This window comes from Vibrio satsumensis, assembly GCF_050337435.1.
Lineage (GTDB): Bacteria > Pseudomonadota > Gammaproteobacteria > Enterobacterales > Vibrionaceae > Vibrio > Vibrio satsumensis.
The window spans coordinates 123,091-140,063 of sequence record NZ_JAKJSX010000013.1 but is presented as its reverse complement, the minus strand read 5'-3'; the positions used below and the strand labels follow the sequence as shown (position 1 = coordinate 140,063).

Annotated in this window: 11 protein-coding genes; 2 read left to right on the top strand and 9 right to left on the bottom strand. The window is 43.4% G+C overall.

The window, feature by feature from the left end; genetic code table 11:
- Positions 1 to 15: 15 nt before the first annotated feature.
- Positions 16 to 471 (bottom strand): macrodomain Ter protein MatP, encoded by a 456-nt coding sequence (matP, locus tag L4C44_RS17560; protein WP_010440786.1) that lies wholly within the window; start codon positions 469 to 471, stop codon positions 16 to 18.
- 189 nt (positions 472 to 660) lie between these two features.
- On the opposite strand from matP, the gene L4C44_RS17555 reads away from it, so the two are divergent.
- A complete protein-coding gene (locus tag L4C44_RS17555; RefSeq protein ID WP_017066880.1) occupies positions 661 to 2,313 on the top strand; it encodes an AAA family ATPase in 1,653 nt (550 codons plus the stop codon).
- A gap of 70 nt (positions 2,314 to 2,383) precedes the next feature.
- Entirely contained in the window at positions 2,384 to 2,899 is a 516-nt protein-coding gene (fabA, locus tag L4C44_RS17550) for a bifunctional 3-hydroxydecanoyl-ACP dehydratase/trans-2-decenoyl-ACP isomerase (protein WP_017059675.1), read from the top strand.
- Positions 2,900 to 3,150: 251 nt separating this feature from the next.
- Here the strand turns inward: fabA and rmf are convergent, their stop codons facing one another.
- The 8 genes from rmf to L4C44_RS17510 form a co-directional block, all read right to left on the bottom strand.
- Positions 3,151 to 3,324 carry a ribosome modulation factor gene (gene rmf / locus L4C44_RS17545; RefSeq protein ID WP_017059676.1) on the bottom strand — a complete coding sequence of 58 codons (174 nt, stop codon included), beginning with the start codon at positions 3,322 to 3,324 and terminating at the stop codon, positions 3,151 to 3,153.
- A gap of 161 nt (positions 3,325 to 3,485) precedes the next feature.
- Positions 3,486 to 5,177 (bottom strand): DUF3466 family protein, encoded by a 1,692-nt coding sequence (locus L4C44_RS17540; protein WP_428805483.1) that lies wholly within the window; start codon positions 5,175 to 5,177, stop codon positions 3,486 to 3,488.
- Positions 5,178 to 5,186: 9 nt separating this feature from the next.
- Positions 5,187 to 7,103 (bottom strand): ABC transporter ATP-binding protein, encoded by a 1,917-nt coding sequence (locus tag L4C44_RS17535; protein WP_285955042.1) that lies wholly within the window; start codon positions 7,101 to 7,103, stop codon positions 5,187 to 5,189.
- Entirely contained in the window at positions 7,081 to 7,341 is a 261-nt protein-coding gene (locus L4C44_RS17530; RefSeq protein WP_019823251.1) for a glutaredoxin family protein, read from the bottom strand. The genes L4C44_RS17535 and L4C44_RS17530 overlap by 23 nt, the downstream gene beginning before the upstream one ends.
- Before the next feature lie 25 nt (positions 7,342 to 7,366).
- Entirely contained in the window at positions 7,367 to 9,487 is a 2,121-nt protein-coding gene (gene rlmKL / locus L4C44_RS17525; RefSeq protein ID WP_146489723.1) for a bifunctional 23S rRNA (guanine(2069)-N(7))-methyltransferase RlmK/23S rRNA (guanine(2445)-N(2))-methyltransferase RlmL, read from the bottom strand.
- Positions 9,488 to 9,994: 507 nt separating this feature from the next.
- Positions 9,995 to 10,543 carry a cell division protein ZapC gene (locus L4C44_RS17520; protein ID WP_285955041.1) on the bottom strand — a complete coding sequence of 183 codons (549 nt, stop codon included), beginning with the start codon at positions 10,541 to 10,543 and terminating at the stop codon, positions 9,995 to 9,997.
- A 206-nt stretch (positions 10,544 to 10,749) separates the two neighbouring features.
- Positions 10,750 to 11,760, bottom strand: coding sequence for a quinone-dependent dihydroorotate dehydrogenase (gene pyrD / locus L4C44_RS17515; RefSeq protein ID WP_123301690.1), 1,011 nt, complete (start codon positions 11,758 to 11,760; stop codon positions 10,750 to 10,752).
- Between the two features lie 332 nt (positions 11,761 to 12,092).
- Positions 12,093 to 16,934 carry an NAD-glutamate dehydrogenase gene (locus L4C44_RS17510; protein WP_428805482.1) on the bottom strand — a complete coding sequence of 1,614 codons (4,842 nt, stop codon included), beginning with the start codon at positions 16,932 to 16,934 and terminating at the stop codon, positions 12,093 to 12,095.
- Positions 16,935 to 16,973 lie beyond the last annotated feature (39 nt).

Genomic DNA, 16,973 nt, shown 5'->3' with positions numbered 1-16,973 from the left:
CACTACTGTTGATGGTTATTTATCGTCAGAAAGGAGTTTGCTTAAGTCTTCTTTAAGGCTAGTCACTGTCTTGCTGGCCTGTTCACTACGAGACGCTTCGCTAACCAAATACTCGATGGCGTCAGAAAGCGTACAACCTAGCTCGTTCGCTCGTTGAGATAGCTTTTCCCATACACGATAATCAAGGTCGATTGATTTCTTTTTGGTGTGAACTTGTTCAGCATTGAAGTGGCGTTTTCGCTTAGCTCTGATCGCTTGTTTAAGCTTGTTATCGAGCTCAGGAGACATGTTGTTAGAGATCCACTCAAGAACACCCGTAGGCTGGTGTTCCAGCTTCAATAATGCTTGAACAGCAACGTCAGCTTCACTTGAATCAATATGGCAAGTAATCGATTCACCTTCTTTCCACTTTTTGACCAGATAGTTCCATTTCCAACCACATTCCAAGTTTTCAAGTTGCTGATATTTCATGTCTAATCTCGAGAGTTAATCCTAGTGACAGCGTAACCCAGAATGGGTTATTTCACAATTATTGTCTTGAAAGAATAGACCAAGATCATACTTATATTAGCTTAGTGATTAGTAACTACCACATAGAGCTACAAGCGAGATCGGTTTTTCTATATACTCCCTACCTCATTATCATAATCAGAAACTTAAATGACTCAAGTAGATTGGCGACATGTTACGCCTCAGTACGACGAATATAGCGCTCAATTAGAGCAATTCCCTGACATCTCGCCTTTCCCGTTTTCAGATATTCAACATAGATTCAAAGATGCGCTAACCCGCTTTGTTCGCTTGTCTAACCTTTCGCGCGTTTTACTGGTAAATGCTCCGGACAATTCAATCTATCGTCAAATGATTGTTGAATCTCTAGTCACTGCTTTAGATGATCACACTCTGCCGGTTATCAAAACTGAGTCTTTAAATGCTGCCTCTCTATTTGACCAAGTTCAATCGAAAGACGGTAAGGTTATTGCGACAAAACCTGGCCTACTGGCTAGAGCAAACAACGGTTATCTGATCGTTTCAGCAAACCTGATCTTGGCAAACCCAGGAAGCTGGTTACTGCTTAAATCTGCGCTGCTTGGTGAAGCTGTAGAGCCTATCAGCAGTAACCCTGAACACTTGAATCAGTCGCCAACCTTACCTCTTACTTACAATATTAAGTTAATTGTAGTTGGAGACAGAGCTCAACTAGGTGACCTTGATTACCTAGACAGCGATATTCAAACCGGTTTTTGCCTATTCAGCGAAATTGAACAAGACATTAAGCTCTCAGAAGACACTCTGACTCAATATCTTGGTTACCTTAAGTGGCTTCAACAACGCTATGAATTACCAAACATCACGCAACAAGCGTTGACGGGCATTCTTACTGCCGGAGCAAGAGAAACCGAAGATCAAAGCTATATCCCACTGTGCCCTATTTGGCACAACGCGTTATTGAACGAAGCTTTGATTGAAGCCGACAATGGTGAGATTGATATTCACCATATCCAGCAAGCTCAGCAGCACAAATACAACCGTGAATCTTATCTACCAGAACGCGCCCTTGATGATATTCGTGATGGCCAAGTCATTATCGAAACTGAAGGTGAACAAGTTGGTCAAGTTAATGGGTTGACGGTCATCGATGTACCGGGACACCCAATATCGTATGGTGAACCTGCACGAATTTCCTGTGTTATTCACTTTGGTGATGGTGATATTGCCGATGTTGAGCGCAAAGCCGAGCTGGGTGGTAATCTTCATGCTAAAGGCATGATGATCATGCAAGCATTTGTGAGCAGCGCACTAAACCTTGAAGATCCATTACCATACGCAGCTTCCGTAGTATTTGAGCAGTCTTACTGCGAAGTAGATGGCGATAGTGCTTCTCTTGCGGAGTTGTGTTCTCTGGTTAGTGCTTTGTCTGAATACCCTATCAATCAACAAATTGCGGTTACTGGTGCAGTGGACCAATTTGGTCGTGTACAAGCGGTTGGTGGGCTAAACGAAAAAATCGAAGGCTTCTACCATGTGTGTAAGCATAATGGCTTAACTGGCGAACAAGGCGTGATCCTTCCAAGATCGAATTTAAGGCACCTTGCACTGAAGCCAGACCTAATTGAAAGCATTAAAAATGAAGAATTCCATATTTGGTCTGTGTCTAATGTAGATGAAGCAATTCCTCTCATTATGAACAAGCCATTTAGAGACGATGAACAAGAAAGCGTTCTGAGCAAAATCGCAGAACGTATTGAAAACTTTGAAAGACATGAGCACCCTATTGGAATTGTTGGACGCATTAAAAACTGGTTTGTCTAGTACTGATCGGACTTGTTTAGCGTACACCTGTTCACTAATATGCACCTATCAAAAATCGGAGTAATTGATAATGCAAAACAAACGTGATTCTTACACTCGCGAAGAGCTTCTAGCATCAAGCCAAGGCGAACTATGGCCACAAGGCCCTCAACTACCAGCACCGAACATGCTAATGATGGATCGCATCACTAAGATGTCTGAAACTGAAGGTGATTACGGTAAAGGTTTAGTTCTTGCTGAGCTGGATATTACTCCTGACCTATGGTTCTTCGATTGTCACTTCCCAGGTGACCCTGTAATGCCGGGTTGTCTAGGCCTTGATGCTATGTGGCAGCTTGTTGGCTTCTACCTTGGTTGGGTTGGCGGCGAAGGTAAAGGTCGTGCTCTAGGGGTTGGCGAAGTGAAATTCACTGGTCAAATTCTGCCTACAGCGAAAAAAGTAACTTACGAGATCCACATGAAGCGTGTTGTTAACCGCCGCCTAGTTATGGGCCTTGCGGATGGTCGCGTACTTGTTGATGGCAAAGAGATCTACGTTGCTAAAGATTTGAAAGTTGGCCTTTTCCAAGATACGTCAGCATTCTAATCTGTTAGTTAGATTTTTAATAAAGCAGCCCATGGCTGCTTTATTTTCACGCCAATAAATTTAGTTATAGTGCATTAAAGTATCACGTCTTTATTTTGAAACAGAATAAATCCACCAGCGATACGCTTATGATAGCGAAACTAGAATGCTAAAAAGCTCTGGTAATCTTTGTATTGTTCTGAAACTAACAAGGCTCCAGCTGTTGTATCAACAAACAATGGAGCCCTGACCTTTAATTCTTCGCGGCCTATCTATTTATAGAGACCAGATTGCTTATCATCTTTGGCATCACGCCAACCACCTAACCAATAAGACCGAGAATCCATTTGGCTATATGGGCAAGCTTCTTGCGACCTACCATTTAAACCAGCTTTGTAGCCTTGAGATTGTGCTCGTTCTAGTCGATCACGCTTTTGTCTCTTCATAGTGCAGTCCTCATACGGGTATTCCATTTACTAACATACAATGATTACAACTTTGCGGAGTTTTTGTGACTCCAACTTTAAGAATCGATCAGATTTTCACTTTTCTCAAGGCGAAAAAAAGCCCGAGTTCAGAATTGTGAACTCGGGCTCAAGAGATAAAATTATTTAAATTTTCTGCGGAACCCTAACAGACCAAGCACAGTCAAAGTCAACCAACCTAGGCTACCACCTTGGCGATCGACTTTCTCTGAGTCGGCACTACGAGTTTGGATATCAGCTTTAGTAGCACCAGCAATTGGAACCAGTTTAACGGCTACCACCTCTTCTACTGCGTTAGACGCAGCGCCACCACAGTATGAGTTGTGAGAAGTTGTGTCATACGGTTGAGTCGTTCCTCCAACTGTACATTTGATAGCAGTAGCAGAGATCACACCAGCATCGTTAATGTCAGTAGCATCAATGATTCGGAACTTGTTGTTCTCTCCGGAAACAATACCATCATTTGTTAGATCATCTAACCACCAAGCCTGACCGTTAAAGATGTCTACACGACGAGCTTCAGTTGATGAAGACACGTTATAAGGATATATAAAGCCTCTGTGTCTTCTTTCACTACCATCAACCTCACGAGTGGTTTCTGCATCTATTTGGCCAACAAACTCATTAAAGTTGTTAACTGCTTTAGCTTCACCGCTCGAACCGCCGAAGAATATACCACCAGACAAATACGTTGCTGTCGGGTTTTTAGCATCAGTTACAACAAAAATCTTGTTACCCGCACTACCACTTTCTGGCACATAACCATTACGCTTAGAATAACCAACAGCAAACAAATTCTGGTTAATATCAGTCGCAACGGAGTTACTGTATCTAGCATCGTCATTCGATGAACCAGACTTAACCTCTGCACCGCTAATCTGTTTAGTTGTCCATGTTGCGCTGGTAAGGTCAAGTGAATCGCTCACAAAAACACTGGCATTCATGTCTTGTAGGTCGCCATTACCATCTGCTGTATTATAGCCAACACCATAGAAAACAGAGTTTGATTCAACAATTGAACGCATACTGCCTTGGGCAAAGTATTCATCTTGTTGAGCATTTCCACTTCTGATCCAATCAATCTCTTTTGTTGTAGTACCATCCCAGATAGCAGCTTTTGAGCTAAATGTTGTATCCGAAGTGTCCGTTTTTGGACCTGCCGTAGATACACTACCTACATTATAAACAGTACTGTTGCTTGCCGTAATCGCTTTCCATGCACGAGTTTCAGAGGTGCCAGTAGGCCCAGCCGTCGTCGTAAACATCGCATTATTACGGATACCACCTTCAGATTTAACACCTAGTGGTTGAGCATTATTATCTAGAGAGTTAATGACCGTATTACGAGTGTCAAATGTCGCGCCGCCTTCAACAAATGCTTTTGCATTGACGTAAGTTAGGTCGAACCTTTCCTTACTCCAAGTATCATTCCAACGGTTTTGCGCCCAACTCTCACATGTAGAGTATCTTAGCTCTCTATAACAATAGTTTTCGAAATCATCGAACTCTTGGATGTATTGGAACGGAGCGTCCATCGCGAATGGTACTTCTTCACGATAACTTACAGCCTCGACCGTATTGCGAGTTTCACCAGCCAATTTAAAACTATCACATGCAACTCCGCCAACGGTACCAGTCGTAAAACAACTTTCAGTGTCTGTAACTGTTGCTGGCTGAATCGCTACACCAAAGATTTCAGATGCACCTGTAATCGAAGGCGTTACTTCAACTACTTTGTAAAGTGCAGCGTTGGCATTGGTTGCAGCCAAAACTAGCGCTGCAACTGTTGTTAATTTAAATTTAGTACAAGTCATTATTACTTCTTAACTTTCCTGTTGTAGTGCCTCGAGCTCTTCCCAGCGCTCAAAAGCAACTTCAAGCTCCTGCTCTGCTGCAGATAGCTTATCTAAAACTGGTTGTGTCTGCTCTACAGATTTTGAAAAGAAGTTTGGATCGTTGACTTCTTCCTGAAGAGTTTCAATTTGAGTTTCCAATTCTTCCAAACGCATTGGTAGCGCTTCTAGTTCTCGTTGTAGCTTATACGATAACTTCTTAGGTTTAGCCTTAACTGGCGCAGTTTTGGGAGTTTCCTCAACTACTTTCTCAGGCTTTGATGGCTTTTCAACCTGTCGGTACTCTAATGCTTGCTTTCTTTGCTGCTGAGCATCGTGATAGCCGCCAACAAATTCTTCAATCACACCGTTACCTTCGAAGATCCAACTTGTCATAACTGTGTTATCAACAAACTGACGATCGTGGCTCACTAAAAGAAGCGTACCCTGATAGTTGGCAAGCAAATCTTCTAAAAGTTCCAAAGTTTCGATATCTAGATCGTTGGTTGGTTCATCAAGAATCAATAAGTTGTTCGACTTAAGGAAGATACGAGCTAATAACAGGCGGTTTTTCTCACCACCAGATAGTGCTTTAACAGGAGTACGAGCACGTTTTGGAGAGAATAAGAAATCTTGTAAGTAGCTTAGTGCATGACGCTCTCGGCCGCCTACAGTGACTTCTTGCTTACCATCCGCTAGGTTATCAATTACAGACTTCTCAGGGTCTAGGATTTCACGGTATTGGTCGAAGTAAGCGACTTCAAGCTTAGTACCGCAATGCAGACGACCTGAATCTGGCTTAAGCTGATCAAGAAGCAGTTTAAGTACCGTACTCTTACCACAACCGTTAGGTCCAATAAGAGCGATACGATCGCCACGCATAATGTTGAAGCTGAAGTCTTTAACAATCTCTTTGCCTTCGAAGCCAAAGTTAATGTTCTCAGCTTCAAATACAATCTTGCCTGAACGCTGGCCATCGTCGATTTGGATGATCGCTTTTCCTTGCACTTCACGACGATTCAAACGTTCTTCACGTAGCTTCTTAAGCGCACGTACACGGCCTTCGTTACGAGTTCGACGAGCTTTAATACCCTGACGAATCCATACTTCTTCCTGAGCGAGCTTCTTATCGAATTCCGCGTTCTGCATCTCTTCAACACGTAGCGCTTCTTCTTTTTCAACTAGGTAGTTTTCGTAATCACCTGGAAACGAGCTTAGTTTGCCGCGATCAAGATCAACAATGCGTGTTGCCATCGATTTGATGAAAGCACGGTCATGCGAGATAAAAATAATTGAACCACGGAAGTCTTTCAGGAAGCCTTCTAACCATTCAATAGTCGCAACATCCAAGTGGTTAGTCGGTTCGTCTAGAAGTAAAACGTCTGGGTCACATACAAGTGCACGAGCAAGCGCCGCTTTACGTTGCCAACCACCAGATAGATCCGTCAGCTTTGTTTCAGCAGTCAGCTTAAGTGCCGCTAATACGTTACTTACGCGATCTTCAAAGCGCCATGCATTCGCATGATCCAGTTGCTCTTGAACGCGAGTAAGACGGTTTAGGTTCTTTTCGCTCGGGTCAGTACCAATGAGATCCAGAAGATCATGATAGATCTTCAACTGTTCACCAATTTCCGCTAGGCCACCAGCAACGTAGTCATAGACTGTACCTTGTTCATTACGCGGTGGATCTTGTTCCAAGCGAGACACAACCACATCTTGCGTGATTTGCATCTTGCCATCGTCCATGATGATGTTCCCAGACAGGATTTTCATCAACGTAGACTTACCAGCGCCATTGCGCCCTACTAAACACACACGTTCGTTTTCTTGCAGCGCAAAGTCCGCACGATCTAATAACGGGTGATCGCCAAACGCTAATTGCCCATTATGAATTGTAAGTAATGCCATTCTTCTTTAACCAATCATTAAGTTCTAACAAGCCAAATGGCCAGTTAAGCTCTGAGCTTTGAGAAAGATCAGAGCTTTCAAATTTGAGCACAGGAATAGTGACCCCGTAACGGGAAAAGAGCTCATCATCGAATGCAATGTCGACAACGTTGACGTGATGGCTAATATTTAACTGTTCCGTGAGTTGGAATGCCATCTCACATAGATGGCACCCTTCTGTACTGTAGAGAGTCAGCACTATATATCCTTATACAATCTCTTAACTACTTATGAGTAATCAACCAGCAGTTATGAATGTGCTTATTGCGAGAGAAGTCCAATGGAAGCGTCTTAGCAGAGATGTTCTGAGCCTTAAGACCTAATTCATCCAGAGCTTCCAAGTCCATTTTGAAGTGACGCTTGTTGTTAGAGAACACAATCGTGCCTTCTTCACGAAGAAGACGCTTAAGGTTTTCCATCAACTGAATATGATCACGTTGAACATCGAAAGATTGATCCATACGCTTTGAGTTTGAGAACGTAGGTGGATCAATAAAGATCAGGTCGTAAGAACCCTGCTCTTTAACCAACCACTGTAAGCAGTCAGCTTGAACAAACTGATGTTGGCGACCAACTCGGCCATTAAGCTCCATGTTCTGCTTTGCCCACTCAAGGTAGGTATTCGACATATCAACCGTTGTTGTAGAGCGTGCGCCACCGACAGCAGCATGAACAGATGCACTGCCTGTGTAAGCGAACAGGTTTAGGAAATCTTTACCTGCGGCCATCTCACCGATGCGACGACGAGTGATCTTATGATCTAGGAACAAGCCTGTATCTAAGTAATCATGAAGATTAACAATCAGCTTAACGCCGTATTCGTTCACTTCTAGGTTAGATGAGTCTTGAGCCATCTTCTGGTATTGAGAACGGCCTTTCTGCTTCTGACGAACCTTAAGAACCACGTTATTTGCTTCAACGCCTGTTACTTGGATAGAAGCACGGATGATATCGGTTAAGCGACGTTTTGCCTTCTCTTCCGGTACATCTTTAGGCGCTGCATATTCCTGAATCACAAGGTGACCTGGGTATACATCAATCGCTACATTGTATTCAGGTAAGTCAGCATCATAGATACGGTAACAATCTAATTGCTCTTTCTTAGCCCACTTGCCAATTTTACCGATGTTCTTTTTAAGACGGTTCGCGAAATCAGGTGCAATCAATTGTTCTTGTTCGCCTGTTGGGCGCTCTGACATCGGACGATCTGAAATTGAGTAGTTCTTTTGGTGACACGGTAACGCACCGTTATTCAATTTGAACTGTTTGTCTGCACGCATGCGTAAGCAGCTAAGTAGTTCGTCTGAACTAGAGAAGATAGACGCGTTGCAGCCACCAAACTCAGCTTTAAGTTGTGCACCGAATGCCGTGTAAAGTGCAATTAGACCCGGCTCTGTACCGAGACGCTCACCGTAAGGTGGGTTAGAAACAATCACACCATCAGTAAACTCTGTAGGACGCTTAAGTTTTGCAGCATCACCTACTTCGAATTCAATTAACTCTTCAACACCAGCACGGCGAGCGTTATCACGCGCTGTTTTGATCATGCGTTCATCATTATCGTAGCCATAGAACTTACATTCGACTTTCTTAACGCCACGACGGCCTTGAACGTTAGCTTCTGCTTTAACTTCAGCCCAAAGCTCAGGTTCGAAATCTTCTAGTGATTCAAAGCACCATTTCTGACGTTTGACACCTGGTGCTAGGTTTGCAGCCATCATTGCAGCTTCAATCACTAACGTACCTGAACCACACATAGGGTCTAAGAAAGGTTTCGTTGCATCCCAACCACTACGAAGAAGGATTGCAGCAGCTAGCGTTTCACGCAGCGGAGCACGACCTGATTCTGGACGGTAACCACGTTGGTGAAGACCGCTACCCACCATATCAACACCAAGAATCGCTTTATCACGGTGTAGACGAACGTGAATACGAACATCTGGGTTCTCTTTGCTGATAGAAGGACGAGGCAAAGACTTTTTCTCGAAGCAATCAACAACGGCATCTTTTACTTTCATCGCACCGTATTGGCTATTACGGATTTCGTTGTTCGTACCATTGAAGTCAACAACAAAACGCTTAGAGCTATGGAATTGATTTACCCAGTTAACCGCAGTGGTTGATAGGTACAAATCCATGTCGTCCATACAAGTGAATTCAGAAAGGACACGTACAAATCGAGAAGCCAAACGGCTCCACAAACAACAACGATAAATTTGCTCATTGGTCGCTTTGAATTTAACACCTGCTTGAACAGGTTTTGCGTTTGTAATCCCTAGTTGGGTTAGTTCTTCAACTAATAAATTCTCAAGGCCGTTTGAGGTAACCGCTAGATATTGATTCATAGTGTTCTTTTATTGATAAAAATGAGCTCGATTATACCTGAATTTGTAACTAGAGCATCACACTAAACACGTCTTTTCATTGAATCTTTCGACTAACTGGCTAGCAAATGCACAGTCTTGAAGCGATCGCTTACCCACATCCCCTTAGAACACAAGACCTATCAAACCAACTCCATTTCGGACCATTTCTTAACCAAAGTAGCAGTGTGAATTTATATTCACTTCAAAATTGGTATATACCAGTGGTAATTTATGGGTGAAATTTAGCTACAAAAGACCAGAAACAGGGAATAAATACGGGGGATTTACTCTTATGGTGATGAAAACAGGCAGAAATTAAGGTGAAAAAATAGTCGTAAGTTCACTATTTAAATGGTTAAGCAGTGATGTATTTATCAGGATGAGGTTTTTTAGGCACAAAAAAATCGGCTATTAAGCCGATTCTGAGGAAGGTTTATACGCTTGTGTGCTGCGATGCGTGGTAGAAATGATGTACTAAATTGGAGGTTAACCCACCATCGCTATGTGTGCTTGATGAAGGATAGCGTTCGCGTCTACCATTCTATCGTGCATCACCTTGATTGAGTCTCCAAATCGCAGCCCTTTTGAAGGCGTTAATAGGAACTCTTCTAGGTCGACAAATGCACATAGGCTCGCACACTCTCCCACTTCTAATACAATGAAATACCCTAAGCTATGCTCGTTATTCATTTGTACAATATCCCCTTCTTGAGGATATTCATGTCCAGTGCCTTGTGAGTCGAAGAACCAACTCTTAGGCTGTACAGGCTTATGGAAGCGCTTTGCTGCCACACAATAGAGTGCAAGTTCAGCTTGGCGAGGCTCAGACAGTTCTAAGCCAGAAATTTGTTCTTTGAAGGTTTGGTATGAAGATGCGTCATCAACGGTGAATTCATTATCTCTAAACGCGCAGTCCACCAGCTTATTACGGACCAGATTCGTTTTGAAAATCATATCCTCTCCGAGGTTTAGCATTAATGAACATTGCTGCTCATCGTAATACCAACTCCATGTATCGCTAGGTTTAAGCATCATTTCGTCTCACACTGTTGAACCATTCCATTAGGTAAAACGCAAAATTACCTTCAATTACAGTAATTTTACTGAGCAATAGGCAAAAAAAAAGAGGAAATGAATTCCTCTTTCTTGTCGCTTTTCTCTACAACTCAGTGAGTTACAGTGTCTCTTTTATTAAGACGATGCCAGATTGTCGCTTTTCAGAAATAAAAGCGTCTTGCCGTTTAAAGATTTTTAACGATGTCGCCTACAAGGCCTGGACCTTTGTAAATGAAACCAGAGTAAACTTGTACAAGCTTAGCGCCTGCCATCATTTTCTCTTTTGCAGCAACATACGAATCAACACCACCTACCCCGATGATCGGCAGTTGGTCACCAAGCTCTTGATAAAGTTTACGAACAACTTCAGTACTGCGAGATTGAACTGGACGTCCACTTAGGCCACCCGCTTCGTCGCAATGCTTCATGCCTTCAACGATTGAACGATCCAATGTTGTGTTCGTTGCGATCACACCATCGATCTTATTTTTGATCAATGATTCACAAATTTGGCTGATTTCATCGTCACTTAGATCCGGAGCAATCTTAAGAGCAAGAGGAACATATTTACCATGCTTCTCTTCTAGTTCAGATTGTTTCGTTTTCAGTTCAGACAATAGATCGTCTAGTGCTTCGCCGTATTGAAGAGAACGAAGTCCTGGAGTGTTTGGTGAAGAGATGTTCACAGCAATGTAACCAGCGTATTGATATACCTTCTCCATACAGATCAAGTAATCTTCAGCGCCCTTTTCAATTGGTGTGTCTTTGTTCTTACCGATGTTGATGCCTAAGATGCCGTCGTAGTTCGACTTCTTAACATTCTCAACAAGGTTATCAACGCCTAGGTTATTAAAACCCATGCGGTTGATGATACCTTCAGCTTCAACAAGACGGAACAAACGAGGTTTGTCGTTACCCGCTTGCGGACGCGGAGTAACAGTCCCTACTTCTACGAAACCAAAACCCATTGCGCCAAACGCATCAATACATTCGCCGTTTTTATCTAGGCCGGCAGCAAGGCCAACTGGGTTTTTAAAAGTAAGACCCATGCACTCTACAGGTCGGTGAGGTAATTGTTGGCGATACAAAAGATCAATAGGCGTGCCTGTGAAGCGTTTGAAATTTTGAATTGCTAGATCATGTGCCTTTTCGGCATCAAGTTGGAAAAAGCCAGTTCTGGCTAGACGGTAAAGCATTGTGCCTCCGATAGAAAAAAGCCCCGTGTAAACGGGGCGATATTATTTACTTATTTACCCAACTATTCAATCTATTACTGTCTGTAAGGGTAAGATAATCGAGTTTGCTAACGAATGCGGTTCATTATTAAGCAAACGTTATCGTTTCTTCAGGTTATTAGCTCACTTAACAACAAGCAACTCACTTAACAACAAGCAACTCACTTAACAACAAACAACGTGTGCGTCGAGATTGCCCCTTCAAAAATCGTTAGACCAATGGATCCCACTTTACCGAAACGAAAAAGGCAGACCTTATGGCCTGCCCTTATTTTTTTCGTTTTATCTAGTGACTAGTCTTTTGACATGCAGTTTAGATTCAACAGCATCAATTCACGCAATGCTACTGAGAACTTAGCAAACTCATGAACCGAACCCACTTTGAATTCGTTTAAGATGCTTTCCCAACGATGTAGGGAAACAGAGTTACTTTCCATCCAGTCATCAAGCGCTTTAATTACATCAATGTCTGAAGCACAACCACAGTTAAGTACTTGGCCAGTTAACTGACGTTGCTGCCAATCCAGATCTTCTCTGAATGCTGCACGCGCCAGTGCTTGCCAGTTGTTGTCTACTGCTTGGCCATTGATTTGCTTCAAGAACCAGTGCAGTGACAAACGATCACCGAGGTTGAAGTAAAGCTTAGACGCTTGTTGTACTGTTTTACCTGTTTCACGAGCCACTGTGGATATATCCAGTGCTGAGTACAAGCTAGACAAACGAGCCACGGAATTAGCCAGCTCAGCGTTGACACCTTGGTCAATCCATAGTTGAGCCATTGCTTGATGCTCTTCTACTTCTGAAGCTACTAGGTTTTCATCCAGCTTCTCAGTAATCGCGACTACATCACCTTGGTAAAGCTCAATCAATGCATTCACTGACTGTTTACCGGTACGGTTTCTTAGTAACCAACGTGCTAGACGACGAAGCGTACGGCGTACATGGTAAAGCAATTCGTATTGAGCTTCAGAACTTGAGATGTTGTCCAGTTCACGGATGCTCTTCAATACCTTACCCAGGCCGTAGATTTCACGTGATGCCGCGTAAGCATTCGCAATATCGACAATGTTCGCGCCCGTCTCTTCTTGCAAGCGAGTCACAAAGTTACAGCCCATCTCGTTAACCATTTGGTTAGCAAGCGCAGTCGCAATGATCTCTGCACGAAGTGGATGGTTATCCATGTGTTGAGAATAGTTACGGCGTAACTCCGTTGGGAAGTATTGCATCAGTTGTTGAGCATGGAACTCATCATTCGCAATATCATCACTCACAAGATCTTCTTTTAGAACCATTTTACCGTAAGCGATCAATACTGATAATTCAGGTCTTGTTAGTGCTTGGCCTTGCTTCTCACGCTCTAGCAGCGTTTCGTCATCTGGGATGTATTCCAAACCACGGTCTAAGTGTCCTGCTTTTTCCATTGTGTGGATAAAGCGGATTTGCTCTTTCACTAAGCCAACACCTTGATGCTCAGTAACAGAGATAGATTCAGCTTGGCAGTATGCGTCGTCTAGTACGATTTCGCCTACTTCGTCTTCCATAGATTCTAGAACTTGGTTACGTTGCTTAACGGTTAGATCACCATTAGACACCAAGCCATTCAAGAAGATCTTAATGTTAACTTCGTTATCCGAGCAATCTACACCACCAACGTTATCAACAAAGTCAGTATTAACTCGACCGCCCGTTAGAGCGTATTCAATACGACCCAACTGAGTCATACCCAAGTTACCGCCTTCACCAACAACCTTAGCTTTCAGGTCACGGCCATCAATACGTAGCACGTCATTTGCGCGGTCACCCACATCAGTATGAGTCTCGTTAGAAGACTTAACGTAAGTACCGATACCGCCATTCCAAAGTAGATCAACCTGCATAGACAAGATCGCTTTGATCAAGTCATTGGGTGCCATTGATGCTTTCTTGGTACCAAGCATTTTCTGAATTTCAGGCGTTAAAGAGATAGACTTCGCTCGACGAGAGAAGATGCCACCACCTTGAGAAATCAGCTCTTTATTGTAATCTTCCCAGCTTGAACGAGGCAGATTAAACAGACGGTCACGCTCTACCCAGCTTGATGCCGACTCTGGATTCGGGTCAATGAAGATATGCATGTGGTTAAACGCAGCTTGTAAGCGAATATGCTTAGATAGCAGCATACCGTTACCAAATACGTCGCCCGCCATATCACCGACACCAATTGCAGTAAAGTCTGTGCTTTGACAGTTGATGCCCATTTCACGGAAGTGACGTTTAACAGATTCCCAACCACCTTTCGCCGTGATACCCATAGCTTTATGGTCGTAACCGTTAGAACCACCAGAGGCAAACGCGTCACCTAACCAGAAGTTGTACTCTTCAGCTACCGAGTTCGCTAGATCTGAGAATGTCGCGGTACCTTTATCGGCAGCTACAACCAAGTACGGGTCATCTTCATCGTGACGAACAACACTCTTAGGTGGGATAACCTCACCTTCAATGATGTTGTCTGATACGTCTAGTAAGGCACGGATGAAGCGCTTGTAACAACGTTGACCTTCAGCAAAGATCTCATCTCGGCCAGACATAGTGTGTTGACGCTTACAAACAAAACCACCTTTAGCACCAACCGGAACGATAACCGTGTTCTTAACTTGTTGCGCTTTAACTAGACCCAGAATCTCAGTACGGAAGTCCTCTTGACGGTCTGACCAACGTAAACCACCGCGTGCTACTTTACCGCCACGTAGATGAACACCCTCAATATCTGGTGCGTAAACGAAGATTTCAAACGCAGGAACCGGCGCAGGGATATCTGGAATCTCGCTTGGTCTCATTTTCAGAGCCAACCAAGGTTTAGACTGCTTGTTCTCATCTACTTGGTAGTAGTTAGTACGAAGCGTTGCAGTGATCATTTCCATGTAGCGACGAATGATACGATCATCATCCAAGCTCTCTACATGATCCAACTGTTCAGTGATCTTCTTAATAAGATCTTGTTGGCCTTTCACGCTGCCCTTCAGTTTAGGATCGAAACGCTTGCCGAATAAGCTCACTAGCCCTTTTGCTAACTCTGGGTAATGAGACAATGTGTCTTCAATGTATTGTTGGCTGAATGGGAAACCCACTTGACGCATGTAACGAGCATAAGCACGTAAAATTGAGATTTCACGGCCAGAAAGACCAGCGCCAAGTACCAAACGGTTGAAACCATCGCTGTCTAACTCACCCGCCCAAATTGCTGCGAACGCTTGTTGGAAAAGATCGCGCGCTTCGCGAAGATCGATAGTCTTATCGCTCTTGTGCAACATCGAGAAATCAAGGATCCAATATGTCACACCATTAGTTTTACGCACTTCATAAGGTGATTCACCAATAACGCGTAGGCCAAAGTTTTCAAGCATTGGCATAACATCAGAAAGGTGAATTGGCTCATCGCTGTGGTAGAACAACTTCAAGCGAACTGCTTTTGAATCTGCCGCCTCTTCTTGAGGACGGTAGAAAAGCATACCCAATTTATTGTCTTCACTTAGTGCTTCTAAACGTTCAATATCCGCAACTGCAGAACCTGGCATCATGTCTTCTTTGTACGAACGTGGGAATGCACGCATGTACTCTTTCGACAATGGAAGCCCTTTGCTCTCACCGAAGTTTGCAATGATTGATTCAGACAGGCGGTCATCCCACGTAGACGATACTTCCATTAAATTTTGCTCAATTGTTTTCACGTCCACATCCATGTTGTTGTTATCAACACGAACAATATAGTGCGTTCTCGCCAGTGGGCTTTCAGAGAAGTAAGTTGTGAATTCAACCTCTTCTTCACAACCAAAGTACTGCTTCAAGATGCGTTGTGTTTGGCGACGAAGCTCAGTGTTGTAACGATCTTTTGTTACGTAAACCATGCAGCTAAAGAAACGGCCAAACGGGTCTTTGCGAACGAACAGACGCAGAAGATCGCGATCTTGCATTTGTACTACGCCAGTACCCACTTCAAGTAACTCTTCTTCTCGAGCTTGAAGCAGTTCATCACGTGGGTAGTTTTCAAGAATGTTGTGCAGTGCTTTGTAAGAGTATGAACCCTCACGGTAACCACTCGCGTCTAAGATTCGGTCTACTTTCTCACGAACAAGAGGAATCGTTTCAACGGTTTGGTTATAAACAGCAGACGTGTAAAGACCAGTAAAGCGGTGCTCACCAATGACCTTACCGTTCTTATCGAACTTCTTAATACCGATGTAATCGTTGTAAGCTGGGCGGTGAATGCGTGAAGCCGTGTTGCCCTTGGTTACAATAAGTACATAAGGCTTTTTCGCTTCAAGGCGTGCCGAATCAGAAAACTCAGACAACTTAACGTTGCGTACACGATCTGAATTCGCAAACAAACCAAGACCTTGCTCCTTGGTCGGTTGCAGTTCAGTGTCGCCGTTAACTGAAACTAGGTCATATTCCTTATAACCCATGAATGTAAAGTTGTGTTCACCTAACCAACGAAGAAACGCCAACGTTTCATCAAAACGTTGGCCATCTACAGGAATGCTCTCTTTCTGCTTTTCTACTTGATTGGTTACTTCTTCAAGTCTTTCAACCATCTTCAACCAATCGTTCACAACTAAGCTAGTATCGGTAAAGATATCCAGTAGCTCCGTTTTAAGAGCTGTCATTTCAGCTTTACTGCTAAGACGGTCTACTTCGATATGGAAAAGCGATTGGAATGCACCTTCGTTATTGCTAACACCGACAACACTGCCCTTATCTGAGCGAGAGATTTGTGTTGGGTTATGAAGCATAAGGTGAGAAGAAAGGTCTAGGCGAGTAAGTGCCATTTTTACAGAATCAACAAGGAACGGACTGTCTGGAACGACTATCTCAACGATAGTATGAGTAGACTGCCAACCTTGACGACTTACCGTCGGGTTGAAAACGCGTACAGAGATTTCGTCGGCTTTCTTTTCATTGATGTGATGCCATAAGCTAACTACAGCACCATATAAATCGGATTCGTTTCTCTGAGTTAGATCGTCGTGAGAAACGTTACTAAACAAGTGTTGAGCAAGTTGAGTTACGAGAGGTCGATGAGCAAGGTCAAGTTTGTCTTGAATCAGCTTGTAAACTTTTTCAAGTAAAACTGGAACCACAGTTTCACGTGCGGTCATAGTCACACTCCACAATTAGAATTATATTTTATTATTAGG

What these genes read in the sequence shown, in the direction of transcription:
- rlmKL (WP_146489723.1), bottom strand. Translation starts at nt 9,487, where the DNA reads ATGAATCAATATCTAGCGGTTACCTCAAACGGCCTTGAGAATTTATTA.
- fabA (WP_017059675.1), top strand. Translation starts at nt 2,384, where the DNA reads ATGCAAAACAAACGTGATTCTTACACTCGCGAAGAGCTTCTAGCATCA.
- L4C44_RS17535 (WP_285955042.1), bottom strand. Translation starts at nt 7,103, where the DNA reads ATGGCATTACTTACAATTCATAATGGGCAATTAGCGTTTGGCGATCAC.
- L4C44_RS17540 (WP_428805483.1), bottom strand. Translation starts at nt 5,177, where the DNA reads ATGACTTGTACTAAATTTAAATTAACAACAGTTGCAGCGCTAGTTTTG.
- L4C44_RS17555 (WP_017066880.1), top strand. Translation starts at nt 661, where the DNA reads ATGACTCAAGTAGATTGGCGACATGTTACGCCTCAGTACGACGAATAT.
- L4C44_RS17510 (WP_428805482.1), bottom strand. Translation starts at nt 16,934, where the DNA reads ATGACCGCACGTGAAACTGTGGTTCCAGTTTTACTTGAAAAAGTTTAC.
- matP (WP_010440786.1), bottom strand. Translation starts at nt 471, where the DNA reads ATGAAATATCAGCAACTTGAAAACTTGGAATGTGGTTGGAAATGGAAC.
- pyrD (WP_123301690.1), bottom strand. Translation starts at nt 11,760, where the DNA reads ATGCTTTACCGTCTAGCCAGAACTGGCTTTTTCCAACTTGATGCCGAA.
- L4C44_RS17520 (WP_285955041.1), bottom strand. Translation starts at nt 10,543, where the DNA reads ATGATGCTTAAACCTAGCGATACATGGAGTTGGTATTACGATGAGCAG.
- rmf (WP_017059676.1), bottom strand. Translation starts at nt 3,324, where the DNA reads ATGAAGAGACAAAAGCGTGATCGACTAGAACGAGCACAATCTCAAGGC.